The organism is Pseudarthrobacter siccitolerans (assembly GCF_001046895.1).
In the GTDB taxonomy this organism is placed as follows: Bacteria; Actinomycetota; Actinomycetes; order Actinomycetales; family Micrococcaceae; genus Arthrobacter; species Arthrobacter siccitolerans.
The window spans coordinates 545,181-571,762 of sequence record NZ_CAQI01000053.1 but is presented as its reverse complement, the minus strand read 5'-3'; the positions used below and the strand labels follow the sequence as shown (position 1 = coordinate 571,762).

Here is a 26,582-nt window from a genome sequence, read left to right as displayed (position 1 = left end):
CGACTGGACGCTACAAAAAATGGCCCGGACTTCCTTTCGGAAGTCCGGGCCGTTGGTTTTCCTGGAATCGCTAGGAGATGTCCAGGGCGGTGCGGCGTTGCGGCGGCGGGCCCACCACGGTGAGGTCCATCTCGGCCTGGGCGCGGCCGAAGCCTTCCATGTCCATGTACGGCTCGCCGCCCTCGGTGTACATGTAATCCTCCGTGGGCTTGTTGAAGTACTCGAAGAAGCCGTTGAAGACCGACGGTGTGAGGAAGCCCAGCATCTGGGTGTTGTGCGAGTCGAGGGCGAACGAGTGGATGGTGCCGGCCGGGGCGTGGACGAAGTCGCCCTTGGTCAGCAGCATTTCCCGGCCGTTGGCGTAGAGCCACATGCGGCCCTCGGTGACCAGGAAGTTCTCCGTGTGCTGCTCGTGGAAGTGCAGCGGGATGTACGGGGTCTTTGCGCCCTTGGTGTGCACCGCGAAGTAGTTCGAGCCGGTGTTGGCGGGCCGGGACAGGTAGGTGAACATGGTCTGGTAGCTGACCAGCCGCTCACCCTCGTGCGCACTGAGGAAGTAGGGGCTCAGCGTGGGCGGCAGGCCGGCGTCGTGCTTGAAGGAAGGCTCCACGCGCTCAACCTCGGGGAAGCTGATCCCGAACTCGGCGCCCACCTCGGCCTGTTCCTGGAGGTTGGCCGTGCGGCCGGCGCGGACGGGCGGGACGTGGGAGTCGATGGGGGTCCCGACGCGCTCGTAGTAGGCCTCGGCGCCGCCCGGCGTCATCCAGTTGAGGAAGCGCGTGTAGTGGCTGGCCATGCGGTAGGCGTGGGGCGTGTTGGGCGGGATCACCACGGAGTCGCCCGGGGTGAGGATGCGGCTTTCGCCGGGGAGCCAGACGTGCAGGATGCCGTCGAAGACGTAGAGGGTCTTGTGTTCCACTTTGTGGCTGACGAACGGTGATTCGGCACCCATGCCGCCGGAGATGTAGGCGGCGCTGAAGATGCCGCCGGTGTCCGCGGCGCGGGCGATGACGGTGACCAGCTGGCCGTTAATCTCGTAGCGTGCGCCTTCGCCCGACGCCATGTAGTAGGGGACAGCTTCGCCGGGCAGGGTGTTGGCCACGGGCAGCTGCTGGTTCATTTCCTCCACGCTGAGGGACATGGTTCCTTCTTTCCAGTCGTCCGGCTGCGCCGGAATGTGACCTCCATCATTGCGTCTGCTTGCCCGGGGCAGGAGGCGGGATTTCAATGGTTGAAAGGCCGGTGTGCTCCTCCGTGTGTTGCTGCGATGCTGGCAGTTACCCCTACGCCATCAGGAGCTTTGCAGGCATGAGCCTTTCTCCCACTGTCACCGTCGCCGAAGGAACCGTCCGCGGTGCTGCTTCCGTCCTGGAAGGGCGGGAGGTCAGCCGTTTCCTCGGGATTCCCTATGCCGGTTCTTCGTCCGGTGCGCGACGGTTCCTGCCGCCGGTGCCTCCTGTTGGCTGGACCGGGGTCCGTGATGCCACGGTGCCGGGACCTGCGGCGCCGCAGAACCCGGAGCTTCCGGCTCCTCCCGGGCGCAAGCCCCGCACCTGGAGGGAAAGTGATTGCCTGAACCTGAACGTCTGGACCCCTGAGGCGGACGGTTCGGGCCTGCCGGTGATGGTATGGGTCCACGGCGGCGCGTATGTGTCGGGCTCGGGCAGTGACGCAATGTACGACGGCGGTAATCTGGCGGGTGCCACGGGGACAGTTGTGGTGACCATCAATTACCGGTTGGGTGCGCTGGGCTTCCTGCACCTGGCTGACCTGCTGGGTGCCGAGTACGCCGATTCCTCGAACGTTGCTCTGCTGGATGTGCTGGAGGCGCTGCGGTGGGTCCAGCGGAACATTGCCGCATTCGGGGGCGACCCGGACAACGTGGCCCTTTTTGGTGAGTCGGCCGGTGCTGCGGCGGTGGGGACGCTGCTGGGAATGCCTGCTTCGCAAGGGCTGTTCCGGCGGGCGATCATGCAAAGCGGCACGGCTGAGAGGTACCGGAGGCCCGAGGATTCTTCCCGGATCAGCCGCGAGTTCCTGTCGCTGTGCGGGCTGGACGACGCGCGGGACCTGCTGACGCTCCCGGTGGAGCGGCTGCTGGAGGCCCAGGAGAAGCTGGTGCAGCGCTTTGGCGCGCAAACGTTCGCCGTCCCGCTGCCGTTCCAGCCGACGGTGGGGACGCCGTCATTGCCGGTGCCGCCGCTGGAGGCGGTGCGGAGCGGGTTGAATTCCGAGGTTGACCTGCTGATCGGGACGAACCTGAACGAGGGGTCCTTTGCCGTGGAGATGCGGCCGAAGAACCCGTTCGACCCCTCGCATGCGGAACGCGCCGCAACATTGCTGGCGGACGCTGGTGTTCCCGGCCGCGAGGCGGAGTATGCCCGGGCGCTCGCGTCGGCTTTAGGCGCGGAGCCCAGCGGAAAGCAGCTGCTGGAAGCCGCCATTTCCGACGCCGTCTACCGGCAGCCCAGCAACCGGCTGCTGGAGGCCCGGCACGGCTCCACGGGGAGGACGTTTTCATACCTTTTCACCTGGCGCAGCCCGGCCATGGGCGGCAAGCTCGGCGCCTGCCACGCCTTGGACATCCCGTTTGTGTTCCGCCAGCTGGCCTCGGCCGAGTCGGACTTCCTTACCCGGGGCACGGCTCCGCAGGGCCTCAGCGACATGATGAGCACGGCTTGGGCCGGCCTCGCCCGGACTGGCCAGCCTGCGGCTCCGGGGCTTCCGGTATGGCCGGCTTATTGGCCCGGGCGCGGCACGATGGTCCTGGACGAACAGCCGCGGGTGGAGGTTGATCCGCGCGGCGAATTGCGCGAGGTGTTTGAGCGTAAGCCAGCCCCAGCACCGCTACACTGAACCAACCACTCCCAGCATGAAATCGGCGGGCTCACATGAATAACAAGCTGCACCTTACCCCGGCAGACTCGTTCCCAGAGGACCTGGAACAGGTCCCGGACCAGGAACTGCAGGTGCTCGATAGCCAGGTCCAACGCCAGCTTGACCACGAAGTAGTGGTTGACGGCGAACCGAACCCTGAAACGGAGTTCCGCCACTACGAACTGGACGAGGAGTTCGCCGACCGCGACAAACGCTGAGCCGCCAAGCCCCTACTTCTTGGTCAGCCGGTACCTTTCGATCTGTTTGAGCCGCCGCAGGAGGCTGTCGCGCCGGGGGTGCGGGACGGCGTCGACCGCTTCGGCGGTGAGGTCGATGTGCTTGGTGCCGTACTGCCACAGCAGCAGGTCATCGAGCAGCCGGTCCGGCCCGGGGGAGTAGCGGTGGTCCAGGGCCTTGCGGACCTCGGTGATGCGGTTGGCGCTCAGTAGACCGGCCAGCTGCATGGTCTGGTTGAGGCCGTGCGCGGCGAGCAGCTCAGCGGCCCAGCCCCAATCGTCGTCCACCTTCCGGTCCACGTGCGGGAGCAGGGTACGCCACACATCCCGGATCCGGTTGGGCGTCAGCGGCGCGGCACCCTCGCCGTCCATGTCCCAGAAGCTCCGCACTTCCTCGTAGCGTTCATGCAGGTCAGCAAAAGCCGTTTCCACCGTCTCGAGCATCGCGGCGGTGGCGGTGAACTGCCGGTCGAAGTGTGGGGTCCAGGCACGGGGGTCCTCGGCCTTGAACCGGATATCGTGCTCGATCTCGCTCCACGCGTGCGCGAAAATGGTGCGGATCTGGCACTCGAAAAAGTAGCTGCCGTTGGGCTGGGCGTCCGGGTTGAAGACCTGCTGGTACTCCTTGACGGCCTCGTTCTGGATGGTCCGCAAGATCAGGTGCCGGCTCGAATACCCGTACGTTCCCGACTCAATGGAGCCGATGTCCTTCTCCCGGTCCCCGCGGCAGTCGAACAGCTGGCGCTGGCGCTTGATGATGTTGGCCACCGCGGCGTTCTCGGCCGGCAGCTTGGTGATGACCCGGATGCCCACCATGTCGTTCAGGGTCCGGAAAGGGTCCGGGAACTTCAGGACCGGCGGGCCGCCCGGTTCCAGCGGCTCCTCAATCCGGGAGATCTTCTCCTTGAACGATTCCACCGTTTTGGTGCGCCCGGTGACGAACAGCGGGGTGACCTCGCTGTCCTTGAGCATGTCCCGCATCAGCAGCAGGACATCCCGCGTGACCAGCTTCAGGGCAGGCCGGACGCGCTCGTAGATCTCCACGTTCCGCTGTACGGACTCGCGCAGGTCCGCGTCCAGGCTCTCCCAGTTACTTGGCATAATCCCAGCTTACGGCCGGGCACTGACAGAACGACGGCGGCGGTAACCTTCAGCGTTCCGCGGCAGCTGTGGAGCCGCGCACCACCAGCGAGCTCTCCAGCGTGACCTCGTTCTGCTCCAGCGGCTTCCCCTCCATCAGGCGGCGCAGCTGCTCCCCGGCCCTCAGGCCCAGGGGAGTGGCAGGCAGATGGACGCTGGTGAGGCCGGGATTGCTCGTGGCCGAATAGGGGAGGTCATCGAAACCCGCCACCGCCAGCTCCTCCGGAATCCGGACCCCGGCCACCCGCGCCTCCTGCAGCACCCCGTAGGCATGTGTATCGGTACCGCAGACGACGGCGGTCACCCCCTCGCGCTGCCACCCCGGCCAGGCGTCGGCGAACGCGGAAGCCGCCGCGCCGACGTCGATGGTGGTGCTGATGATCCGCCCCGTACCCACGCTGATGCCCCTGGCCGTGGCCTCATCCAGGAAGGCCTCGCGCCGGAGGGCGAAGGTCTCTGTGCCGGTGACGCTGTCCACATACGCCACCTCCCGGTGCCCGGCCGAGGCCAGGTGCGCGGCGAGTTCCCGCGCCCCGCTGGCCACGTCCAGGTTGACCGATGGCGCGTATCCCGCCAGCCCGGGGGCGTCCAGCAGGACAAGGGGCGACGGCGAGGCGAGGTCCTCGAGGAAGCCTGCGTTGGGGGCGTCCACCAGAAGCCCGGCCGGGCGGAGGGACATCAGCCGCCGGACGTCGTCGGCCTCGGGGAACTCGCCCGCCTCGGTGACCGAGAGCAGCAGCTGGTATTGGGAACCCAGGGATTCACGGACTCCGGCAATCACCTTGGCGAAGAACGGGTTGGAGATATCCGGGGCCACCAGGATCACAATGGAGCTCACGCCCTTGGCCAGCGAACTGCCGATGCCGTCCACCACATAGCCAAGCTCGCTGATGGCGTCCCGCACCCTGGAGATGTTATCCTCGGAGACGCGGCCCGCCGTCTTGCCGTTGGCCACGAGCGAGACGGTGGCCGTGGACACGCCTGCCCGGGCGGCGACCATCGCCGCGGTGATCCGCCGCGAACGCGCCGGCTGCTGCACCTGTTCCGCGGATTCCATACCTCGATGGTAGTAGCTGGACCGTGGCGGTTCAGCCTACGAAGTCGAGGTCGGCCGGGCTGGCTTCCCTCTCTTTACGCAGCCGTCGGCCGCCGCGCTGGGCGGCTGCGCCGGCAAAGACCACCAGCAGGATCCCCGCCACCTGGACAGCAGAGGGCTGCTGGTGCAGGATGAGCAGCCCCAGGAGGACCCCGACGGCGGGTTCGAGGGCCATCAGCGTCCCGAACGCGGTGGGCGTCATCCTGCGAAGGGCGAGCATTTCCAGGGCAAACGGCAGCACCGGCAGCAGGAGGGCCAGCCCTGCTGCAGCGGCCAGGATGTCCAGGCTGAGGTGCCCGGCGGCCTGGGGAATTCCGACGACGGCGGCCGCCACTGCGGCGATGGGCACGGTGAGGGTGAGCGCGCCGATGCCGGTGAACCGGTCGCCGATCCGTTGCGTCAGCAGGATGTAGAAGCCCCAGCCGACGGCGGCCAGCGAGGCCCAGGCAACCCCCACCAGGTTGAAGTCCCCCTGCCACGGCTGGGTCAGCAGCACTACGCCCACCAGCGCCAAAGCCGGCCACGCGAGGGCTTTGCGGTTATGGCTGCGGAGGGCAGCCACCGTCAATGGACCGAGGAATTCGATCGCGACGGCGGTGCCCAGATGGATGTGCTCCACCGCGGCGAGGAACCCTACCGTCATCACACCGGTGGTGACCCCGAGGCCCAGCAGCGGCAGCACATCCGGGCGGCGGATGGAGCGCAGCGGCGGGCGTCCGATTGCCAGGAGGATGATCGCGCCCATGCTCAGGCGCAACCAGGCAGTGCCGCCGGGTCCCACAGTTTCAATCATGTTCACGGACAGGGCCGAGCCCAGCTGGACCGACAGGATCGCAGTGACGGCCAGCCCCCACGGCGGGACCGGAATGCTAAATGAGTCGCTTCGCTGGGTCATCTCAGTTTCCTTCATTGGAGTCATGGGGTGCGGCCAGGCGACGGCTGGCGATGGCAACGTCCGGGCCGAGCCGTTCCAGCCGGGCGGCGAGGTAGTCCGCCGCGGCGTGAAGCGCGTCGTCCGTCATGGGTTCGAGGGCGTCCAGGATGAACAATGCTGCGGTGGTGCCGTCTTGGAGCTGCGTGCGCCGGCCCTGGCGCCAGTTCCAGCGCCGGCACGTCACGCCGTCGTCATCGCCCCACACCACCTCGCCCGGCTCCGGATGCTCAAGCACCTCATCTCCGCCGGCCACAGTGTCAAAGGATTCCGTTCCGGCGGCGCGGAACAACCGCGGCGCTCCGGCGTAGCCGGCCAGGTCCTCACCGCCCAGCGGAACCTGGTGCAGCACGGAGACCGCGTTGTAAAGGTCGGTCAGCCGGTTCACCCGCGGCAGGCCGGAAGCTGCCCGGCGGAGCAGTGCCTCCAGGCTGTTGCGCGTGCGCTGCGGTTTGGCGCCAAAGGCCTTGTAGGCCTCACGCCAGGCGGCCACGTGCGGAAGGTCCTCCACCGTCCTGCCCTCGAGTGCTGCGCGGGCTGCGGCCTCCGCCTCCTGCAGCAGCTTTTCGCCGGCCTCATCACTGGCGCCAGGGACCAGCCCGTCCACCGCCAGCAGGACGGCCCGGTAGTCGGGCCGGAGCGAGAAGACGGCGCCATCGACGTGTGCTCCAGCCAGAAATTCCTGCAGCACCTTGGCATCACGCATCAGGTGCCTCCTTGTGATGCGCCGAGCCCACACCGGGCTCGAAGACTGCCAGGGAGAAGTTCACCGGCTCCGGGGTGGCATTGGCGTACGAGTGTTCCACGTCGCCGGGGAAGGACAGTGCGTCGCAGGCGCCGAGGACATAGGTCTCTCCGGCCACCACCACCGTGAGGGAACCCTGGCGGACCTGAAGCAGTTCCTTGGTTCCCGGGGCGTGGGCTTCGCTCTCGTGCTTGTCGCCCGGGCCCAGGGTCCAGTCCCACAGCTCAACCACATCCGGTGACTCCGTTCCGGCCACCAGCACGCCGCGGCCGCCGGCGGCAGAAGTCCACAGGGCGGCCCCGTCACCGCTCCGGGTGACGGTCACGGGCCTGGGGCGCGGGGCGTCCACCAGCGCCGGCAGCCCGATGCCCAGCGCGTCGCTGATCCGCAGCAGGGTGCCCACGCTGGGATTGGCGGCGCCCTGCTCGACGTTGACCACCATGCGGCGGCTTACCCCGGCGGCATCGGCGAGCTGGTCGAGGGTCCATCCCCGTGCCTGCCGTTCCTGGCGTACGCGGCTGCCGATGGCGAGAGCAAGGGCAGATGTGCTTTTGTCCATAAGTGCAGAATACTGCACTTTGAGTGCATTAAGCGAGTGGAGCTGCAATGGTGAAAGAGGAGTGGTGCAGGTCTTCCTGAACGGCCTCCGCGGTGGGACGATGCCCTTATGAGCGACACCAGCCGAGGGAACCCGCGGGACCTTGGTCCGCACCAGCATGCGCACGCAGCACCCACCACCCAGCAGATGCGGACGGTCGGCCAGCGCCGCCGTGACGCCGAGGAGAAGCTGGAGCACCACCTCCAGGAAGCCCGCCACAAAGCCGAACACCATGAGGCCGGGGATGAAAAGGAAGCCGGCGGCTCCGGCGCCGGCGAGCCCTAATCCGCCGTCTTGAAGCGGGACTGGCTGGCCCCTGCGGCCGGGGCCATCAGGACATCGGTGAGCTGGGTCAGGCCGTGGGCCATGTCCACGTTTTTGTCATAGAGCCACTGCAGTTGCAGCCCGTCAAAAGCTGCAATGACGAGCCGCGCCAGCATCTCGGCCGGGACGTCGCTGCGCACTTCGCCCGCCTCCTGCCGGCGGTGGATGTCCGCTCCCAGCTCTGACACCAGCAGGGCGTAGCGCTCCTGGAAGTAGGCGTGGGAATCGTGCCCGGGATCGTTCGCGGTGGCTGAAGCCACGGCGTACAGCGTGGTGAGGCCCGGTTCCTTCCGGTTCCGTTCAGCCACCGGCGCGAGGAGCCGCAGTCCGGCCTCGCCTCCTGCAGCCTCCATGCCCCGCCGGTCCCGTTCCGCGAGGACGGCCGTCAGCAGTTCCTGCTTCCCCCGGAAATAGTGGAAGAGTGTCGCTTCCTTGACCCCAACCAGCTCGGCCACATGCTTCAGGGCCGCGCCTTCGAACCCCTCGGTGGCAAAGACATCCGTGGCCGTCCTGATGATCTGTTCCCGGCGCTCCGCTCCCTTGGCGTACTGGCCCCGCGGCTTGGATGTTGGCATTCCGCCAGTTTATTTCAGTAGCCTCCCGTAAAAACCTAGTCTTACTCGGTTTTTGTGTATAAGATCCTTTTCACGGCCCAACGGAGGGCCGCTTTCATCAGGAGGCAATGTGGCCGAAAAGACCATGTCCCGGGATCCCGCCGCTTTTGCGGCCGGCGGTGCCCCAGGCAGCAGCAACGCAGACACCGCCGTCAGCGCATCGCCATCGCCGGCAAAAGCACCCCGCGCCTATGTCATTGGCATGCCCATCGCAAGCGCGGGTCTGTGGATGGCCGTGCTGGCACCCGCGCTGGTGGTGCTCGCCATCAAGGTTGCTGAAATCACCACGCCGGACACGCGGGCCGGTGCGCTGAGCCTGGTGGCCGGCGTCGGAGCCCTGGTGGCACTGCTGGCCAACCCGTTCTTCGGCAGGCTCAGCGACCGCACCACCTCGCGCTTCGGCATGCGCAAACCCTGGATCGTTGGGGGCTCGCTTATCGGGCTGGCATCGCTGTTCCTGCTGGGATCTGCCACGGACGTCAACGGCGTGCTGCTTGCCTGGGTGCTGACGCAGCTCAGCTTCAACGCCGCCCTCGCCGCGTTGGTGGCCACACTTCCTGACCAGGCTGCCCCCGCTGAGCGCGGACGCCTGTCCGGCCTGATCGGCATGACCCTTCCCGTTGGCCTGGTTGCCGCCGCCTTCCTGGCGCAGCTCTTCGACAACGCACTGCAGATGGCCGTGGTGCCGGGCATTGTCGGCACCGTACTGGCCATCGCTTTCGCCTTCACCTTTAAGGACCGCGTCCTCACGGACAAGCCCGCGCCCCTGAACCTGAAGGAGATCCTGGGCTCCTTCTACTTCAACCCCCGTACCTACCCGGGGCTGGGCTGGGCATGGTTCACCAAGTTCCTGGTCTACATCGGCTACTGCGCGAGCCTGCTTTATCTGCCGTACTTCTTCATCGACCACCTCAAGGTGGCCGAAGCGGATGTCACTGCCCTGGTATTCCAGGCCACCCTGGTCAGTTCCGCAGGCACGGTCCTCACCAGCCTTGCCGGCGGGTGGATCAGCGACCGGATCGGCAAGCGCAAGGCCCTGGTCATCGCCTCGGCAATCATCATCATGCTCGGCCTGATCGTCATCGCCGCCAGCACCACCACCAGCCAGGTCCTTGTTGGCCAAGGCATCGCCGGCCTCGGCCTCGGCTGCTTCGGCGCAGTGGACGTCGCCCTCATCGCCGACCTCCTGCCCGCCAACCGAAGCGAGAACGCCAAAACCTTCGGCGTCTTCAACATCGCCCAGGCCCTGCCCCAGTCCCTCGTGCCCGCCATCGCGTTCCCCGTCATCACCCTTGGCGGCTACCCGGCCCTCTTCATCGGCGGGGCGGTCGTCGGCATCATCGGCGCAGTCCTCGTCACCCGCATCAAAGGAGTCAAATAAATGAACCCCACCCTGTCCCCGGCCGTAACCACTCCGCCGGCAGGCTCGCCGGACGCTGAGACGCGCATCCGGGAACTGGCCGAAAGCCTCCCCCTCGAACAGCAGATCCAGCTGCTCACCGGCGCCGACGTCTGGGCAACGCGCGCCCTCCCCGCCATTGGCCTCTCCCGCGTTGTCCTCTCCGACGGCCCGTCCGGCGTCCGCGGGGAAGACTTTGACGAGCGGCACGATTCCATCTCCTTGCCGTCGTCGTCCGCCCTGTCCGCCACGTGGAGCATCGATACGGCCCGCAAGTACGGCCAGGTGCTGGGCCAGGAAGCCCGCCGCAAGGGTGTCCACGCCGTCCTCGGCCCCACCATCAACCTGCACCGCTCCCCGCTGGGCGGCCGCCACTTCGAGTGCATGAGCGAAGACCCCCGCCTCACCGCCGTGATGGCCGCCGGTTATGTGGCCGGCGTGCAGGCCATGGGCGTGGGGGCCACCCCCAAGCACTACCTGGCCAACGAAGCTGAAACCGAGCGCTTCACCGCAGACTCCGTGGTGGACGAGCGTCCGCTGCGCGAGCTGTACCTGGCCGCGTTCGAGGACGCCATCACCGAGGCGCGCGCGTGGCTGGTGATGAGTTCCTACAACTCCATCAACGGCACCACCGCCAGCGAAAACAAACTCCTCGAGACGCCGCTGTCCACCGAGTGGGGGTTCGACGGCGTTGTGGTCTCGGACTGGACCGGCGTCCGCTCGGTGGAGGCCGCCAACGCCCACCAGGACCTCGAGATGCCGGGTCCGGTGGGCCACTGGGGCCCCAAGCTGCTCGCCGCCGTCGAGGACGGGCGGGTGAGCCGGGCTGCCATCCTGGAAAAGGTGGTCCGCATCCTGCGCCTTGCTGCCCGCGTGGGCTCGCTCGAAGGGTTCGCTCCTGCCGTCACGGACCTGCCCGCCCCACTCAACGGTGCGGCCGTGGCCCGGGAAGTCGCTGTCCGCGGCGCCGTGCTGGTCCGGAACCGGGACGGGCTCCTCCCGCTGGACGCCTCGCAGCTGGGCAGCATTGCTGTTTCCGGCCACAACGCCCAGGAAGCCCGCACCCAGGGCGGCGGCAGCGCCACCGTGATGCCCAAGTACACCGTCTCGCCGCTGGACGGGCTGCGCGCCGCCCTTCCGGCCAACGTGGACGTCAGCTACGTCCGCGGCGCAAAGGTGGCCGAAGGACTCCAGCCCTTCCCCCGCACGTCCCTGTGGAACCATGTTTCCGGCGTGCCCGGGATGCGCGTTTCCTTCCTCGCCGATGACGGCTCTGTGATTTCCGGGGAGGACCGGCTTGCCTCGCATTTGATCTGGTTCGGGGTGGGCATCCCCGAGGGGGCCGCCGCTATCCGGATGGAAGCCGAATGGACCGCGGAGACGGCCGCCCTCCACCACGTCGGCGTCGGCACCGTGGGGCAGATCCGCCTTGCACTGGACGGATCGGAAGTCTTTAACGGCGCGATCGAGGACGACACCGACGTCCTGGGCGCCGCCCTCTTCGACCCGCCCAAGACGGTCCACCCCATCGAAACCGGAGCCGGCCAGAGCGTCCGGATCGAAGCTGAGTACCAGCTGCCCCGCGAGCAGGTCATCCCGTTCACGGCGATCCTGCTGGGTGAAGAAACGGTAGTTGCGGATCCGCAGGCGGAAATCGACGCCGCCGTGGCCGCAGCACGGGAATCAGACGTTGCCGTGGTGGTGGTTGGCACCAGCGCCGCCATCGAATCCGAGGGCTTCGACCGCAAGGACCTGGACCTCCCCGGTTTCCAGAACCAGCTCGTCGAGGCGGTCGCCGCCGTCAACCCCCGCACCATCGTGGTGGTCAACTCCGGCTCGCCGGTCCTCATGCCCTGGCTGGACAAGGTTGGCGCCGTGCTGCTGGGCTGGTTCGGCGGGCAGGAATTCGGTTCAGCCATTGCCGACATCCTGCTGGGTGTAGAAGAGCCTGGCGGGCGCCTTCCCACCACCTGGCCCGCCAGGCTGGAAGACGTTCCCGTCCTGAACACCACGCCGGTTGACGGCAAAGTGGTCTACTCCGAAGGGATCCACATCGGCTACCGCGCCTGGCTGAAGCAGGAAGCCGCCGGGGGCGCCGCTCCTGCCCTGCCGTTCGGCTTCGGCCTGGGCTACACCACCTTCGAACTGGGAACAGCCCACGCGCCGCAGTACGTCAGCGCCGGGCAGGACGTGGTGGTCCACGTCCCCGTCCGGAACACCGGCAAGCGCACCGGCCGCGAAGTAGTCCAGGTTTACCTGGACCGGCCGGACTCAGCAGTGGAGCGCCCGGTCCGCTGGCTCGCCGGCTTTGCCGACGCGCACCTTGCGCCCGGCGGCGCAGGTTCCGTGGAGGTGCGTATTCCTGCCAAGGCATTCGGCCATTACGACGGCGGCTGGAACTTCGAGCAGGGCACGTTCCGCCTGCTGGTGGGCCGCCACGCAGGGGACGACTTCCAGGTGTTGGACATCGAACTGCGCTAAACAGCGCCGCTCACCAAGCCGGGCGGGACCTGATTGTCATCGGGTCCCGCCCGGCTTTCTTCTTTTCCTTTGCCCCTTGGCATCAAGCGCTTGACCTGCACCAACGTCAAGCGTTTGACGTGACGTTGCTAACGGTGCCATGATCACTTCTGAACGCTTCAGCTCCCCGCACAGCTGTTGATGCACCTCGTGCGGGCCCCAAAGACGTGGAGAACATCGTGGACCCGAACACCCAGTCCCTTATACGGCCATCCGTGGAACGCAAGAAGATCATTCTTGACTGCGACCCCGGGCATGACGACGCTGTAGCGTTGCTGCTCGCCCACGGCAACCCGGACATTGACCTGCTGGCCGTCACCACCGTGGTGGGCAACCAAACCCTGGAGAAGGTCACCCGCAATGCCCTGGCCGTCGGAACCATCGCCGGCATCACCGGTGTTCCCTTCGCCGCCGGCTGCGGCCGTCCCCTGGTCCGCAGCATCGAAACCGCCCCGGACATCCACGGCGAATCCGGCATGGACGGCCCCGCCCTCCCGGAGTCCACCATCGGACTGGACCCGCGGCACGCCGTCGACCTCATCATCGACACCGTGATGGCCCACGAATCAGGCACTGTCACCCTGGTCCCCACCGCAGGCCTGACCAACATCGCCTTGGCCGCCCGCAAGGAACCCCGCATCGTGGAACGCGTGAAGGAAGTGGTCCTGATGGGCGGCGGCTACCACGTGGGCAACTGGAGCGCCGTGGCCGAGTTCAACATCATCATCGACCCCGAGGCCGCCCACATCGTCTTCAACGAGAAGTGGCCCGTGGTGATGGTGGGCCTGGATCTGACCCACCAGGCGCTCGCCACCCCGGACGTGGTGGAAAAGATCGCGGCCATCGGCACCAAACCGGCCAAGTTCGTCACCGAACTCATGGACTTCTTCGCCCACACTTACAAGGACGCCCAGGGCTTCGACTTCCCGCCCGTCCACGATCCCTGCGCCGTGGCCTACGTGATCGATCCCAGCATCGTCAGCACCCGGCAGGTTCCGGTCAACATTGAACTGCAGGGCACCCTGACCCTTGGCATGACGGTTGCCGACTTCCGTGCCCCCGCACCCGCCGACTGCCACACCAGCGTCGCCGTGGACCTGGACCACGAACGGTTCTGGAACCTGGTCACCGACGCGCTGGAACGCATCGGCGAACCCGGCAGCGGCGAGCCAGTCAGCGGCGACAGCAACAGCGAAGGCCGCGCGGCCGACGTCGAACACCAGGACAGCGCCCACGTCACCGTGGGAGGGGTCAAGTAAATGACTGCCACCCTTACTGAAGCGAAGACCGGCCGGGGCAACGTCACGGCCCTGATGGTGGCCCTGCTGGCAGCCTGCGTGGCCTTCCAGCTCAACGCCTCGATGCTCAGCCCGGCCCTGGTGACCATGGGCGAGGAGCTCAACACGGACCAGGCCGTGATCGGTCTCTCGCAGACGTGGTTCTTCACCGCGGCCGCCCTGTTCTCCCTGTTCCTGCCCCGCCTGAGCGACATCATCGGCCGCAAGAAGGTCCTGGTGGGCATGATGCTGCTGATGGCCGTGGGTTCGGTCATTGCCGCCCTCGCCCCGGACGTGACCTGGCTCTTCGTGGGCCGCATCATCCAGGGCATCAGCGGGCCCACCGTGCCGCTGTGCCTGATCATGCTGCGCTCCGCCGTCACCAACCCGCGCAAGTACGGGACCCTCATGGGCCTGATCACGGCTGTCAACGGCGGCGTTGCCGGCGTTGACTCCTTTGTGGGCGGCTACTTCGCCGAGCACTTCGGGTTCCGCAGCATTTTCTGGCTCATGGTGGTGCTGGCGCTGGTTGCCACCGCACTGATCGCCTTCCTGGCCGGCGAAAGCAAGCCCGCCGCCGGCACCCGGATGGACTGGCTGGGCGTGTTCTTCATCGTGGTGGCCGTGGGCGCCCTGCTGACTGCCCTGAACGAGGGATCGAAGCTCGTGGGCGCCTTCTCCTCCGGCACCCTGATACTCAGCATTGGGCTGGTCCTGGTGTCCGCCGCGGCGTTCTACGCCTTCTGGACCGTGGAGAAGCGGGCCGGCCAGCCCATGGTGGAAACCGTGCACCTGCGCCAGCGCTCCACCTGGGCGCCGCTGCTGACCACCACCCTGACCATGACCGGCATCTTCGCTGTCATCAACGGCATCGTCCCCGCCTACGTCCAGGCCGCCAATCCCGGTTTTGGCATCGGGCCCACCGAGATGTCGCTGATCATCCTCACCCCGTACGCGCTGTTGGGCTGGATCGTGGGGCCGCTCAGCGGCAAGCTCGCTCCCGTGCTGGGCTACACCAAGGTGCTGCGCATCGGGCTCCTCGGCAGTATCGCCGCGCTGGCTGTCATGGCGTTCTTCGGCCTCAGCAGCCTGCCCCTGATGATTGCCGGCACGGTCTTGCTGGGCATCATGTACGCCGGTACGGTCAACATCATGCTCAACGGACTCGGTGTTGTCCTCTCGCCCGCCGGCAATCCCGGCTTCCTGCCCGGCATGAACGCCGGTGCCTTCAACCTCGGCGCGGGCCTCAGCTTCCTGGTGCTGCCCGCCGTGCTGGTGGCAACGTCCGCCCTCGGTGATGCGAAGGCGTCCTACCTCACCGTGATTGTGGTGGGCCTGGTGCTGACGGTGGCGGCGTTCGCCGCCTCACTGCTGATCCCCAAGCCGGTCGAAGCTGAGGTGGCCGAATGAGTCCCGCTGAGCCGGCCCCCGCTGAAGGTGACGCCCGGCAGCCGGGCCGGATCGTCGTCGTCGGCTCCCTGAACGCGGACCTGACCATCTACTGCGACCGCCTCCCGCTGCCCGGCGAGACGGTGCACGGCAACGGGTTCGCCGTGAACCCGGGCGGCAAGAGCGCCAACCAGGCAGTGGCCGCCAGCCTGCTGGGCGGAAACGTCAGCCTGGTGGGCGCGGTGGGGGATGACCCCAACGGCGCCATGCTGCTCTCCTCCGCGGCGCGTGCCGGGGTGGACGTGGGGCACGTCCGGACGTCGTACGAGCCAACGGGCGTCGCGGTAATCGCCGTGGATTCCAACGGCGAGAACAACATCATCATCTCCGCCGGGGCCAACGGCACCCTGTCGCCGGCGGACGTGGCGGAAGCCTCGGACGTCCTGGCGGAGGCCGCCGTGGTGTGCCTTTGCCTGGAGGTGGGCATCGAAACGGTGCTGGCTGCTGCCCAGGCCGGGCACGACGCCGGCGCAACAGTCCTGCTGAACCTCTCGCCGTATGCGCACATCCCGGCCGCCCTGGCCGGGTTGACGGACGTCCTGCTGGTGAATGCCCATGAAGCCTCGCTGTTCCTCGGCCCGGGGGCATCTGTCCCGGGTGCCGATGCCCGTGCCGCCCAGTGGGATGCCGTCCGGGAAAGATTCGCCGAACGCGGGATCCGGCAGGTGCTGGTGACCCTGGGGTCGAACGGCTCGGTAGTGCTGGACTCGCTGGCCTCGCCAGGCCGCCTTGTCACGTTTGTGGAGCCGACCAAAGTGGCTGCCGTGGACACCACCGGCGCGGGTGACGCCTTCACCGGGGCCGTCGCCGAGCGCCTCGCCGCCGGCGATGCGCTCGCCGATGCCGCCGCTTTTGCTTCCGTGGCTGCTGCCCTGGCCACCACCCGGAAGGGGACGCAGGCGGCGTACCCGGAGATGGCCGACGTGCAGCGCACACTGCGGAGCTAAACAGCTATCCGGGCGGGGCCTCGGATGAGGTCCCGCCCGGACAAACCAAGCGCCTGGGAAACCCCTAGCTGACCGGGGCTTCGGTGCGGTCCGGCGCAACAGCGCGGGGGACCGCCAGCAGGGCTGCCACGGCCAGGGCGCCCGCGGCCGCGAAGACGTAGAAACCCCAGGGATAGGCGATGCCGGCGGCAACCAGGCCGCCCGTCACGGCAGGCCCCACAATGGCGCCGACGCGGCCCACGCCGGCAGCGAAGCCGAGAGCGGTGGCGCGCAGGCGGGCCGGGAACAACTGGCTGACCCAGGCGTAAACAAGTACCTGGGAACTGAAAACAAACACGCCCGTGACGAAGACGATCACGTTCAGCAGGACCGCGTTGTCGACCTTGACGCTCAGGAGGGCGAGGCATACTGCCGAAAGTCCGAACCACAGCAGCACGATGGGCTTGGTCCCGTGCTTGTCGGCCAGGATCCCGGCGATAATCAGGCCGGCCACTGCGCCCATATTCAGGACCAGGAGCAGGGAAAGCCCGGCGCTGACAGGGTATCCGGCGGACGCCATCAGCTGCGGAAGCCAGGTATTCAGGCCGTACACCAGCAGCAGGCCCATGAACGATGCGGCGCCGATGGCCGCGGCGAGCAGGGGATAAGGCTTCTTCGCCAGGCTCCGGAACCCGGTCTGTTCCTCGGTCCCGGCAGCCCGCGCCGCCGGCAGGGTCTCCGGCAGCTTGAACCAGAGGAACGGCGCAAGGATCAGGCCGGCAACGCCTCCCACCACAAACATGATGCGCCAATCGGGGATGACGGTCATCGCCAGGAAGGCGGTGGCCACCGCCCCGACGTGGTAGCCCGTCATGGTGCGGGTGGTTGACTTGCCGGCGGAACTGGCCGGGGCATAGTCGTTCATGTAGGCAAGGGCGGCCGGCAGGCATGCCCCCAGCCCGGCCCCGGCCAACAGCCGGAGCGCGCCGAAGACGGCGACATTCGGGGCCCACACCACCGCGAGGGTGAGCAGCGAGAACCAGAGCACACACGCTACCAGCAGGTTCCGGCGTCCGAAGCGGTCCGAGAGCGGGGCGATAAAGAGCGCTCCCAGGCCCACGCCCACGAGCGAGATGGTGGCCACGAAAGTGGCGCCGACAGCATCAAAGCCAAGCTCGCCGGTCTTGATCAACGTGGGGATGACGGTGCCGAGCACTACGAGGTCAAAACCGTCCAGGACCATGGCCAGCCAGCAGAGCCAGACTGGCCAGCGCGACGGGCGGGCGGAGGGGGAAATTGTCATGGAATCCTCATTGATTTAGTAAAAGGAGGGAAGCGCAGCCGATCGAGAGCGCCGCCACATCCATACGTGACCCACGGCATGCTTTTCTTCCGTCGTCAAGGGTACAGGCTGGTTCGTTCAGTGCACAAAAGTTCGCTAGTCGAACAGGGCAGCAGCTTGCGCCCACCCTCCAATGCCGGTGGTTCTCTGGACGAACGGGTACGGTCAGCTGCCTGGCGGCTGGTATTTGATCTCGGCGGCCTTCTGGAGCGCTTCGATGGTCTCTTCGACGCTCAGCAGCACAGTGGTTTCGAACGAGCTCAGTGCGCCGCCCCCGCTGATGGCTAATGCCACGGCAGCCATGGACACGTTGTCCGGCGCTTCCCAGAGGTTGTAGCCGTCGTGGTTGCCGAAGGCATACCAGAACCCGTGGAGCTTTCCGCCCACTGATTCGATGTACGCCTGCGCGGCCTTTCGACGGTCTTCGGGGTTGCTGGTCAGCCGGTGCCAGGTCTCCGGGGTGTAACTGAATTTTGACAGGTAAAGCGGCATCTTCTCGTCCTTTACTGGAGTGCTGGAAGTGCGGATCCACTCAGGATGGCAGTGCGTTGGCCCCGCTGCAACGGCCGGATTGCCAGGGCGGGGTACGCTCGGCACATGGCGCAGCGGCACAGGTATTTCTACGGCGATGACCCCAGCCAGTGGGGCGAACTGTTCCTCCCCGAACTGCCCGACGGCGGTACGCACCGAGGCGTGGTGGTGGTGATCCACGGCGGCTACTGGCGCCCGCGGTACGGTGCCGGGCTGGGGGAACCGCTGGCCGCGGACCTGGCCGCCCGCGGGGTGGCGGCGTGGAACCTGGAGTACCGCCGCGCGGGAAACGGCGGAGGCTGGCCGGGGACTTTCCAGGACATCCTCGCCGGCATCGACAAACTGCAGGAGCTCGCCGGCCCGCATGCACTGGACCTGGCCAACGTGGTGGCCCTCGGGCATTCGGCCGGCGGGCATCTGGCAGTCTGGGCGGCTGGGCGGGGCCGGCTGGGTGAGTTGGAGTTGGAACCTGAGCACCGCGACGTCGGGTCGGGGGACGACGGCGTCCGCCTCACCGGGGTGGTGAGCCAGTCCGGCGTCCTGAACCTGGCAGAGGCCGAAAGGCTCAACCTCAGCAACGGTGCCGTCACCAACCTGCTGGGCGGGCCGTCGTCGGAATTTCCGGGCCGGCACCGGTACGCGGACCCGATGGCAGCCCTCCCGCTGGACGTTCCGGTTTGTGCCGTGCACGCCACGGAGGATGACGACGTTCCGCTGGCGATGTCCGAAAGCTATGTCGAGGCGAGCCGCGGCGGGCAAGTCCCCGCAGAGCTGGTGACCGTTCCCGGCGACCACTTCGCGCTGATCGATCCCGCAGCGCCGGCTTACCTGAAGTGCCGGGAGCTGGTGCAGGAGCTGCTGGGCTGGACACGAAAGGCTGCCTGACTGCCCGCGATGCTGCGTCGGCCGCGCGATGCTACGTCAGCCGCGCGACGCTCCGCCTGCCGGGACGCGGCGCCGCACCGTCGGAAAAGAGCTCCGGGGTGGACTCCTGGATGCGCTGGACGTCCTCGAAAACACCCCGCAGGTGAACGCGGAGGCTGCTGTCGGCGTCGTTGAGGTTGTTGGTTTCGAGGGCATCCACCACGGCGGTGTGCTGTTCGATGAGGGTGGCCACGGGTCGCGTGTCAAGCAGGCTGAGGCGGCGGGCGCGGTCCAGGTGGGCCTTGGCGGAGTTGACCGCCGCCCAGGCGGACTCGTGCCCGGCGAGGCGCAGCAGCTCCCGGTGGAAGTCCTCATCAAGCCGGAAGAATTCCTCCACGTCGCCCGCGGCATCGGCATCTGACTGGGCCTTCAAGATCTCCCGCAGGCCGGCGATGCCCGCGCTGTCCACGGCCAGGTCACGCAGCGACGCGCATTCGATCGCCTCGCGGACAAACTGGGCCTCGGACACCCGGCCCAGGTCCACCAGCGACACAAAGGAGCCGATCTGGGGGAAGACCTGGACCAGGCCCTCTTCGCGCAGCAGGATCAGGCTCTCGCGAACCGGCGTCCTGCTGACGCCCAGTTCCTGCGCGAGTTCGTTCTCGGACAGCGGTTCTCCCGGAGGCAGCTGCAGCGAAATGATGCGCCGCCGGAGTGTCTCAAGGGTCTGGTCCCGTACGGACAGCCGCGGGGCCGCGCCGTGTTTTTCCCTAGCCATGACCTCATTCTATGCTGTTGACACACTAGAATGGTAGTGCTTGTATGGTAGTAGAACGTGCTGCTGGTCACTTGTTGCAGACCCGCCAGCGTCCCCCGTCTTATCCCCTTCGTTCACATCGCCTGCAAAGGAGCACCTGATGACCGAAAGCATTGCGCCCCCCAACACCAAGCCGGAGGCAAAACCCACCAAAGAACTGGCGAAGGTCGCCGTCTCCGGCTGGCTGGGAACGGCTATGGAGTTCATGGACTTCCAGCTCTACTCGCTGGCGGCAGCCATCGTCTTCAACAAGCTCTTCTTCCCCGATGTCAGCCCGGTCATTGGCCTGATCGCCGCGATGGCAACCTACGGCGTTGGGTATGTTGCCCGCCTTGCAGGTGCCGTGTACTTCGGCCGGATGGGTGACAGGATCGGCCGCAAGAAGGTCCTCTTCATCACCATCGCCCTGATGGGTGCGTCCACAACGCTGATCGGTGTCCTCCCCACCTACGCAATGATCGGCATCTGGGCACCCATCCTGCTGGTGGCCCTGCGCCTGGCACAGGGCTTCGGTGCCGGCGCGGAAATCGCCGGCGCAACGGTAATGCTGGCTGAGTTCGCTCCCGCCCGCCGCCGTGGCCTGATCTCGTCACTCGTATGCCTGGGCACCAACTCCGGAACCCTCGCCGCCTCCGCCATCTGGGCAATCCTTGTGTCCACCCTGTCTGAAGAAGACCTGCTGAGCTGGGGCTGGCGCATCCCGTTCCTGTTCAGCTTCGTGCTCATGATTTTCGCCGTCTGGGTCCGCCGCTCGGTCAAGGAAAGCCCCGTCTTTGAAGAGCGTGCCGACGTGGTGGACGGCGTCGCACTGTCCAAGCGCGAAATCGCCGCCGCGGACGAGTTGGCCAAAACCAGCACCATCGAAGCAGCACTGCACCAGCGCAAGGGCAAGGCATTCCTGATCGCCCTCGGCCTGCGCTTCGGGCAGGCAGGCAACTCCGGCCTGATCCAGACCTTCATCATCGGTTACCTCGCCACCGTCCTCCTGGTCGACAAGAGCGTGGGCACCACCGCCATCATGTACGGCTCCCTGCTTGGGTTCGTGACCATCCCCGTCATGGGCATCCTCGGCGACCGCTTCGGACGCCGGCCGCTCTATCTGGCCCTGAGCTCCCTCACCGCGCTGTTCGCCATCCCCATGCTGCTGATGGTCACCAGCGGAAACACCGTCCTCATCACCGTCGCCATGATCATCGGCCTGAACCTGGGCGTCCTGAGCCTCTTCGCCATGGAGAGTGTCACCATGGCCGAGTTCTTCGGAGCCCGGACCCGCTTCACCCAGCTCGCCCTGGCGAAGGAAATCGGCGGCATCCTGGCCACCGCCATCGGCCCGCTGCTGGCAGCGACGCTCACCGCGATCACCGGCCACTGGTGGCCCTTGGCCGCGATGCTCATCGCCTACTCACTGATCACCCTCATCTCCGCCGCCGTCGGCCCCGAGGTCCGCGGCCGCGACATGGTCCGCCTGGAAGACGCAGTATGAAAGCCGTTGTAGTCCACGGGGCGAACGATCTCCGGATCGACGAACGGCCGGAGCCGGTAGCCGGTCCCGGCGAGGTAGTGCTCGACGTCGAATGGGGCGGCATCTGCGGATCCGACCTTTCGTACTGGCGCCACGGCGGGTCGGGGACGGCTGTCCTGAAGTCCCCGCTGGTCCTGGGGCACGAGGTGGCCGGCCGGATCGCCCAGTTGGGCGCCGGCGTGACGGGCCTCGAGGTGGGGCAGCCGGTCACCGTCCACCCCGCGGAACTGGTGGGGGACGGCACCATGCCGGAGCGCCTGGCGGGCCGGACCAACCTCTACCCGCAGATCCGGTATTTCGGCTCCGCCGCCTTTGACCCCCACACCGACGGCGGCTTCAGCGAACGCAAGCTCGCCCGCGCCTCCCAGATCCGGCCGCTGCCCGAGGGCGTGGACACACTGCACGGCGCACTGGCCGAGCCCCTCGCCGTCGCGCTTCACGCCGTCGGCCGGGTTGGCAGCCTCACCGGCCGGGACGTCCTGGTGAACGGCGCCGGCCCCATCGGGTCCCTGGTTATCGCCGCGGCCAAGCACGCCGGTGCCAGGAACGTCATCGCCACGGACATCAGCGAAGCTTCACTCGCTATCGCCAAGGCCATGGGTGCGGATGAGGTGCTGAACGTCTCCGCCGGCGGCTCCCTCCCGCAGGACATGGAACTCGTATTCGAAGCCACCGGCATCCCCGCGGTGCTCGGCGGGGTCCTGCGCGCCACGGCCCGTGGCGGCACCATTGTCCAGGTGGGCAACCTGCCCGGCGCCCCTGCCCCCGCTGCACTGGGTGACCTGGTGACGCGCGAAATCACCTGGATCGGCTCATACCGGTTCGTGGACGAGATCACCGACGCCCTGCGCGCCATGGCCGAAGGCCTCGACGTCTCACCGGTCATCACCCACAGGTTCGATCTTGACCAGGCGGAGGAAGCCATGCGCGTTTCCGCAGATCCCGCCGCCGGCAGCAGCAAGGTCATGCTCCGGCTCACCACACCCTGACAACCCCATCCAACTCAGTAGCAGTAAGTGCCGTTATGGCGGCTCATAACGGCACTTACTGCGACCTACCTGCCTCTCTCCGAAAACACCTGAAGGACCAACCAGTGAAGATCACCGACGCACGGGTAGTGGTTTCGTCGCCCGGACGGAACTACGTCACGCTCGTTATTGAAACCGAGGACGGCATCACCGGCATCGGCGACGCCACCCTGAACGGGCGCGAGCTGTCCGTGGCGTCCTACCTGTCCGAGCACCTCTGCCCGCTGCTCATCGGCCGCGACGCGCGCCGCATCGAGGATGCCTGGCAGTACTTCTACAAGGGCGCCTACTGGCGCCGTGGCCCGGTGACCATGACCGCGATCGCCGCGATCGACGTCGCGCTCTGGGACATCAAGGGCAAGGCCGCCGGCATGCCCGTGTACGAACTCCTGGGCGGCGCCGCCCGTGAGGGCGTGATGGTCTACGGCCACGCCAGCGGTTCCACGCTGGAGGACCTCAGCGCAGACTTCCAGCACCATCTGGACCTCGGCTACAAGGCCATCCGCGCCCAGGCAGCCGTGCCGGGCCTGGAAAAGACCTACGGAATCGCCCCGGTGGACGGCAAACTCTACGAGCCCGCCAGCGGCAACGTCCCGCAGGAGGACACCTGGGAGACGACGGCGTACCTGGACTTCGCGCCGAAGATGATGGCTCATGTGCGCGAACAGTTCGGCTACAACGTGCACGTCCTGCACGACGTGCACCACCGCCTGACCCCCATTGAGGCCGGCCGGCTGGGCGCCTCTTTGGAGCAGTACCGTCCCTTCTGGATCGAAGATCCGACGCCGGCTGAGGACCAGTCCGCCTTCCGTCTGATCCGCCAGCACACCACCACGCCCATCGCCGTGGGCGAGGTGTTCAACTCGATCTGGGACTGCCAGCAGCTGATCACCGAGCGGCTGATCGACTACATCCGCACCTCCGTGTCGCACGCCGGCGGCATTACGCACCTGCGCCGCATCTTCTCCCTCGCCGACCTCTACGGCGTGCGCTCCGGCTCCCACGGCGCCGGCGACCTCTCGCCGGCCTCCTTCGCCGCGGCCCTGCACGTGGACATGAGCATCCCCAACTTCGGCATCCAGGAATACATGGGCCACCGGGAGCCCGCCAACGAAGTCTTCACCACCTCCTACACCTTCAACGACGGCTACATGCATCCCGGGGACGCACCCGGCATCGGTGTGGAGTTCAACGAGGAAGCCGCCGCCCGGTTCCCGTTCGACCCCAAGTACCTGCCCATCAACCGGCGGCTCGACGGATCGGTGCACGACTGGTGAGCATCCCAACCCAACACCCGAAGCAAGAGCCGTTCGACGTCGTCGTGATGGGGGAGATCCTCGTTGAGGTGGCCACCGACGTGGCGTTCGGCCATGGCGTCCCCGCCCAGCTTGGTATCTCCGGCGACGCCCTGAACGTCGCCGCGGCAGCCGCTGCCGCCGGCGCGCGCGTGGGCCTCCTGTCCGTCCTGACCGACGACGACCTCGGCAGGGCGATCGCCTCCCGGATCGTGGAACTTGGCGTTTCCCCTGACCTGCTGAAGTTCCGCCGCGGCCAGCAGGGCGTCTACCTCGTCCACTGCGACCCCGACGGCCAGCGCGAGTTCTCCTACGCCCGCACCGGAAGCGTCGGGTCCACCCTGGGCCCCGACGACGTCGACCCGGCAGTTTTCGCCGCCGCCGGCGCCGTGGTGGCGGGCGGCATCGCCTGCGCCATCTCGGATTCGTCCCGGGCGGCGGTTTTCAAGGCCGCCGCTGTCGCCAGGCGCTTTGTGTTCGATCCCAACTTCCGCCCCCGCCTCACCTCGGTGGAGGAGGCGACGGAGGCATTGCTGGAGCTGGCGCCCCGCGCCTTCGTGGTTACCCCGTCCTTCCCCGGCGAAACGTCGGCCCTCCTGGACTGCCCGACGCCGGTGGAGGCCGCCGCGAAGCTGCGGAGCCTGGGTGCGCGGAACGTGGCGGTCACCTGCGGTGCCGACGGCATCCAGCTGGACGGCGAAGGCCAGGACAAAACCTGGATCGACTCGATTCCGGCACCGGCAGTTGTAGACCAGACCGGCGCGGGTGATGCCTTTGTCGGCACCCTCACCGCCCGCCTGGTCCTTGGCGACACCCTTCCTGCCGCTGCCCGGTACGGTGCAGCGGCGGCATCACTGGTGGTGGGCGGCAAGGGCGGCACCGGCTTCATCCCCACGCTGGAGCAGACGCGGGCCCACGCTTCCATCGGCCTGGCACCGGAAGGAGCAGCGCCATCACACGCCTAAGCGCCGCCTCCCTTGCCGGCGACGGCCAACACCTCGCACCCCTCGCGGGCCGGACTATCCGGCCCGGCATCGTCCACCTCGGCCTGGGTGCCTTCGCCCGCGCCCACACCGCCGTTTTCACCGAGGAAGCGATGCTCGCCACCGGTGATTCCGGCTGGGGGATCATCGGGGTCACCCAGCGTTCCGACACCGTGGCACGCCAGTTGGCTCCCCAGGACGGACTCTTCTGCATCGCTGAGCGGGGGAGCGGCGCCGCGCCGCTCCGCGTGGTGTCCAGCATCGTGGAGGCCATCTCGGGCCGGGACCAGCCGGATGCCGTCGTGGACCGGATCGCCGCGGACAGCACGCAGGTGGTGACGCTGACGGTCACCGAAAAGGGCTACCGGATCGATCCTCACACGGGTTCCCTGAACCTCGCGGATGACCAGGTCCAGGCCGATCTCGCCGGGAACCCGCCGCTGACCGCCATCGGACAGGTCGCCCGCGGCATCCAGAAGCGGGCCCTGGCCGGCGGGAGACCGCTGACCGTGGTCTCGTGCGACAACCTGCCGGGCAACGGTGAACTGACCGGCACCCTGGTGCGGGCGTTCGCCGCCGCCCTTCCCGAGGACGAATCCGGACCGCTGCTTGCGTGGCTTGAGGACAACGTCACCTTCCCCAGCACCATGGTGGACCGGATGGTGCCGGCCACCACGGCAGGTGACCTTGATGCCGTCGAACGTGAACTCGGGCTGCGGGACGAGGCCGCCGTGGTGGCCGAGCCTTTTATGCAGTGGGTCATTGAGGACAACTTCGCGGGGGACCGGCCCGCCTGGGAACAGGCCGGGGCGCTGTTCAGCAATGATGTAGCGGCGTGGGAGGCGGCCAAGCTGCGCCTGCTCAACGCGAGCCACTCGATGCTGGCCTACCTGGGACTGGCCAGCGGCAAGGCGACCATCAGCGACGCCGTCGCCGAGGACGCCTTCCGCGTTGCCTGTCAGCGGATGCTGGCCGAGGACGCGCTGCCCACCATCAGCCTGCCCAAGGGATTGGACGGAGAAACGTACTGCGCCCAGGTCCTCAAGCGCTTCGCGAACCCGGCACTGGGCCACACCACCGCCAAGGTGGGCAGCGACGGGTCGCAGAAAATCGGCCTCCGGCTGCTGACCACCGCCCGTGCCGCCCTCGACGCCGGCCGGGAGCCACGCTGGGCCGCGCTCGCCGTGGCCGCATGGATGCACCACGTGGCCACCACTGCTGCGGCAGACCTGAACGATCCCCTGGCGGAGGAGCTCCAGGAGGCCCTGCCCGCTGAGCGGTCCGCCGCCACCGTGGTGCCGGCGCTTCTGGGCGTGCGCAGCATTTTTGACGCCGAACTCGCGGCCAACACCACTTTCGCGGACCTGCTGGCCCACTGGTACCGCATCATCGACACCGGGCTGGATAGCCTGAGAAAAGAGATTACCCATGGCTGACGCAACCAGCGTCCTGCACGTTTCCCCTGTCATCCCGGTGGTCACCATCGCCGATCCCCAGCACGCCGTTCCCGTGGCGCGCGCCTTGGTTGAGGGTGGGGTCCGCATCATCGAGCTGACGCTGCGCACGGACAGCGCGCTTGAATCACTGAAGCGCATTGCAAACGAAGTGCCGGACATCCTGGTGGGTGCGGGCACCATCCTCACTCCGGCGCAGGCCGACGACGCCGTGTCCGCGGGTGCCCAGTTCCTGGTCAGCCCCGGCGTGACGGTAACGCTGCTGGACCACATGCTCCAGCTCGAGGTTCCAGTGCTGCCCGGAGTGGCAACCGTGGGTGAAGTGCTGGCGGTCCTGGAGCGCGGCCTGACGGCGATGAAGTTCTTCCCGGCCGGACCCGCCGGCGGGCCTGATTACCTCGCCGCCATCGGGGCGCCCATCCCGGCCGTCCAGTTCTGCCCCACCGGCGGCATCAGCCTTGCCTCCGCACCGGACTACCTGGCGTTGCCGAACGTCACCTGCGTCGGCGGGAGCTGGCTCACGCCGCGCGCCGCCGTCGAAGGTGAGGACTGGGCGCAGATTACCCGGCTGGCGCAGGGGGCTGCCGCGCTGCGCTGACACAAACTGCGGGCTG

General features: G+C 67.5%; 25 protein-coding genes. 15 read left to right on the top strand and 10 right to left on the bottom strand.

Features of this window, described 5'->3' with window-relative positions:
- Positions 1 to 70: 70 nt before the first annotated feature.
- Positions 71 to 1,141 (bottom strand): quercetin 2,3-dioxygenase, encoded by a 1,071-nt coding sequence (locus ARTSIC4J27_RS19770; RefSeq protein ID WP_050056874.1) that lies wholly within the window; start codon positions 1,139 to 1,141, stop codon positions 71 to 73.
- A 167-nt stretch (positions 1,142 to 1,308) separates the two neighbouring features.
- On the opposite strand from ARTSIC4J27_RS19770, the gene ARTSIC4J27_RS19765 reads away from it, so the two are divergent.
- Both ARTSIC4J27_RS19765 and ARTSIC4J27_RS19760 read left to right on the top strand, forming a co-directional pair.
- Positions 1,309 to 2,856, top strand: coding sequence for a carboxylesterase/lipase family protein (locus tag ARTSIC4J27_RS19765; RefSeq protein WP_050056873.1), 1,548 nt, complete (start codon positions 1,309 to 1,311; stop codon positions 2,854 to 2,856).
- 35 nt (positions 2,857 to 2,891) lie between these two features.
- Entirely contained in the window at positions 2,892 to 3,095 is a 204-nt protein-coding gene (locus ARTSIC4J27_RS19760) for a hypothetical protein (protein ID WP_050056872.1), read from the top strand.
- Between the two features lie 12 nt (positions 3,096 to 3,107).
- On the opposite strand, the gene ARTSIC4J27_RS19755 is transcribed toward ARTSIC4J27_RS19760, so the two are convergent.
- The 5 genes from ARTSIC4J27_RS19755 to ARTSIC4J27_RS19735 are packed head-to-tail and all read right to left on the bottom strand — an operon-like array spanning position 3,108 to position 7,584.
- Complete coding sequence (locus ARTSIC4J27_RS19755; protein WP_050056871.1) at positions 3,108 to 4,214, bottom strand: GTP pyrophosphokinase; 1,107 nt, start codon at positions 4,212 to 4,214, stop codon at positions 3,108 to 3,110.
- A 49-nt stretch (positions 4,215 to 4,263) separates the two neighbouring features.
- Positions 4,264 to 5,310: a LacI family DNA-binding transcriptional regulator gene (locus tag ARTSIC4J27_RS19750; protein ID WP_050056870.1), complete on the bottom strand. Its 1,047-nt coding sequence runs from the start codon at positions 5,308 to 5,310 to the stop codon at positions 4,264 to 4,266.
- 31 nt (positions 5,311 to 5,341) lie between these two features.
- On the bottom strand, positions 5,342 to 6,244 hold the full coding sequence (locus ARTSIC4J27_RS19745; protein WP_050056869.1) for an EamA family transporter: 903 nt from the start codon (positions 6,242 to 6,244) through the stop codon (positions 5,342 to 5,344).
- A gap of 1 nt (position 6,245) precedes the next feature.
- The gene (locus ARTSIC4J27_RS19740; RefSeq protein WP_050056868.1) at positions 6,246 to 6,986 is read right to left on the bottom strand and encodes a B3/B4 domain-containing protein; all 741 of its coding nucleotides are present in this window, start codon (positions 6,984 to 6,986) and stop codon (positions 6,246 to 6,248) included.
- Positions 6,979 to 7,584 (bottom strand): helix-turn-helix domain-containing protein, encoded by a 606-nt coding sequence (locus ARTSIC4J27_RS19735; protein WP_050056968.1) that lies wholly within the window; start codon positions 7,582 to 7,584, stop codon positions 6,979 to 6,981. Before ARTSIC4J27_RS19735 ends, ARTSIC4J27_RS19740 begins: the two co-directional genes overlap by 8 nt.
- A gap of 108 nt (positions 7,585 to 7,692) precedes the next feature.
- On the opposite strand from ARTSIC4J27_RS19735, the gene ARTSIC4J27_RS19730 reads away from it, so the two are divergent.
- Positions 7,693 to 7,908 (top strand): hypothetical protein, encoded by a 216-nt coding sequence (locus ARTSIC4J27_RS19730; RefSeq protein WP_050056867.1) that lies wholly within the window; start codon positions 7,693 to 7,695, stop codon positions 7,906 to 7,908.
- Here the strand turns inward: ARTSIC4J27_RS19730 and ARTSIC4J27_RS19725 are convergent.
- Positions 7,905 to 8,522, bottom strand: a complete 618-nt coding sequence (locus ARTSIC4J27_RS19725; RefSeq protein ID WP_050056866.1) for a TetR/AcrR family transcriptional regulator — start codon at positions 8,520 to 8,522, stop codon at positions 7,905 to 7,907. The two genes, ARTSIC4J27_RS19730 and ARTSIC4J27_RS19725, sit on opposite strands and share 4 nt — an antisense overlap.
- 109 nt (positions 8,523 to 8,631) lie before the next feature.
- On the opposite strand from ARTSIC4J27_RS19725, the gene ARTSIC4J27_RS19720 reads away from it, so the two are divergent.
- The 5 genes from ARTSIC4J27_RS19720 to ARTSIC4J27_RS19700 all read left to right on the top strand — a co-directional run bounded on the left by ARTSIC4J27_RS19720 (position 8,632) and on the right by ARTSIC4J27_RS19700 (position 16,153).
- Positions 8,632 to 9,942, top strand: a complete 1,311-nt coding sequence (locus tag ARTSIC4J27_RS19720) for an MFS transporter (protein WP_235436773.1) — start codon at positions 8,632 to 8,634, stop codon at positions 9,940 to 9,942.
- Entirely contained in the window at positions 9,943 to 12,441 is a 2,499-nt protein-coding gene (locus ARTSIC4J27_RS19715; RefSeq protein WP_050056865.1) for a beta-glucosidase family protein, read from the top strand.
- 206 nt (positions 12,442 to 12,647) lie between these two features.
- Positions 12,648 to 13,739, top strand: a complete 1,092-nt coding sequence (uriH, locus tag ARTSIC4J27_RS19710; RefSeq protein WP_050056864.1) for a uridine-preferring nucleoside hydrolase UriH — start codon at positions 12,648 to 12,650, stop codon at positions 13,737 to 13,739.
- On the top strand, positions 13,740 to 15,167 hold the full coding sequence (gene uriT / locus ARTSIC4J27_RS19705) for a uridine transporter UriT (protein WP_050056863.1): 1,428 nt from the start codon (positions 13,740 to 13,742) through the stop codon (positions 15,165 to 15,167). It abuts the gene before it with no gap.
- A complete protein-coding gene (locus tag ARTSIC4J27_RS19700) occupies positions 15,164 to 16,153 on the top strand; it encodes a ribokinase (protein ID WP_050056862.1) in 990 nt (329 codons plus the stop codon). The genes uriT and ARTSIC4J27_RS19700 overlap by 4 nt, the downstream gene beginning before the upstream one ends.
- 64 nt (positions 16,154 to 16,217) lie before the next feature.
- Here the strand turns inward: ARTSIC4J27_RS19700 and ARTSIC4J27_RS19695 are convergent, their stop codons facing one another.
- A complete protein-coding gene (locus tag ARTSIC4J27_RS19695) occupies positions 16,218 to 17,435 on the bottom strand; it encodes an MFS transporter (protein ID WP_050056861.1) in 1,218 nt (405 codons plus the stop codon).
- A 204-nt stretch (positions 17,436 to 17,639) separates the two neighbouring features.
- Positions 17,640 to 17,966, bottom strand: a complete 327-nt coding sequence (locus tag ARTSIC4J27_RS19690) for a GYD domain-containing protein (protein WP_050056860.1) — start codon at positions 17,964 to 17,966, stop codon at positions 17,640 to 17,642.
- A 105-nt stretch (positions 17,967 to 18,071) separates the two neighbouring features.
- On the opposite strand from ARTSIC4J27_RS19690, the gene ARTSIC4J27_RS19685 reads away from it, so the two are divergent.
- On the top strand, positions 18,072 to 18,890 hold the full coding sequence (locus ARTSIC4J27_RS19685) for an alpha/beta hydrolase (protein ID WP_050056859.1): 819 nt from the start codon (positions 18,072 to 18,074) through the stop codon (positions 18,888 to 18,890).
- Positions 18,891 to 18,921: 31 nt separating this feature from the next.
- On the opposite strand, the gene ARTSIC4J27_RS19680 is transcribed toward ARTSIC4J27_RS19685, so the two are convergent.
- Complete coding sequence (locus ARTSIC4J27_RS19680; protein WP_050056858.1) at positions 18,922 to 19,647, bottom strand: GntR family transcriptional regulator; 726 nt, start codon at positions 19,645 to 19,647, stop codon at positions 18,922 to 18,924.
- Positions 19,648 to 19,786: 139 nt separating this feature from the next.
- Here ARTSIC4J27_RS19680 and ARTSIC4J27_RS19675 point away from each other — a divergent pair, with 139 nt between their 5' ends.
- From ARTSIC4J27_RS19675 to eda, 6 genes are all read left to right on the top strand, one after another.
- Positions 19,787 to 21,169: an MFS transporter gene (locus tag ARTSIC4J27_RS19675; protein WP_050056857.1), complete on the top strand. Its 1,383-nt coding sequence runs from the start codon at positions 19,787 to 19,789 to the stop codon at positions 21,167 to 21,169.
- Positions 21,166 to 22,197, top strand: coding sequence for an L-idonate 5-dehydrogenase (locus ARTSIC4J27_RS19670; RefSeq protein ID WP_050056856.1), 1,032 nt, complete (start codon positions 21,166 to 21,168; stop codon positions 22,195 to 22,197). Before ARTSIC4J27_RS19675 ends, ARTSIC4J27_RS19670 begins: the two co-directional genes overlap by 4 nt.
- Positions 22,198 to 22,301: 104 nt before the next feature.
- Complete coding sequence (manD, locus tag ARTSIC4J27_RS19665) at positions 22,302 to 23,513, top strand: D-mannonate dehydratase ManD (protein ID WP_050056855.1); 1,212 nt, start codon at positions 22,302 to 22,304, stop codon at positions 23,511 to 23,513.
- Positions 23,514 to 23,560: 47 nt separating this feature from the next.
- Positions 23,561 to 24,496, top strand: a complete 936-nt coding sequence (locus ARTSIC4J27_RS19660) for a PfkB family carbohydrate kinase (protein WP_050056966.1) — start codon at positions 23,561 to 23,563, stop codon at positions 24,494 to 24,496.
- Entirely contained in the window at positions 24,484 to 25,950 is a 1,467-nt protein-coding gene (locus tag ARTSIC4J27_RS19655; protein WP_050056854.1) for a mannitol dehydrogenase family protein, read from the top strand. Before ARTSIC4J27_RS19660 ends, ARTSIC4J27_RS19655 begins: the two co-directional genes overlap by 13 nt.
- Complete coding sequence (eda, locus tag ARTSIC4J27_RS19650) at positions 25,943 to 26,566, top strand: bifunctional 4-hydroxy-2-oxoglutarate aldolase/2-dehydro-3-deoxy-phosphogluconate aldolase (RefSeq protein ID WP_050056853.1); 624 nt, start codon at positions 25,943 to 25,945, stop codon at positions 26,564 to 26,566. Before ARTSIC4J27_RS19655 ends, eda begins: the two co-directional genes overlap by 8 nt.
- The last annotated feature ends 16 nt before the right edge of the window (positions 26,567 to 26,582 follow it).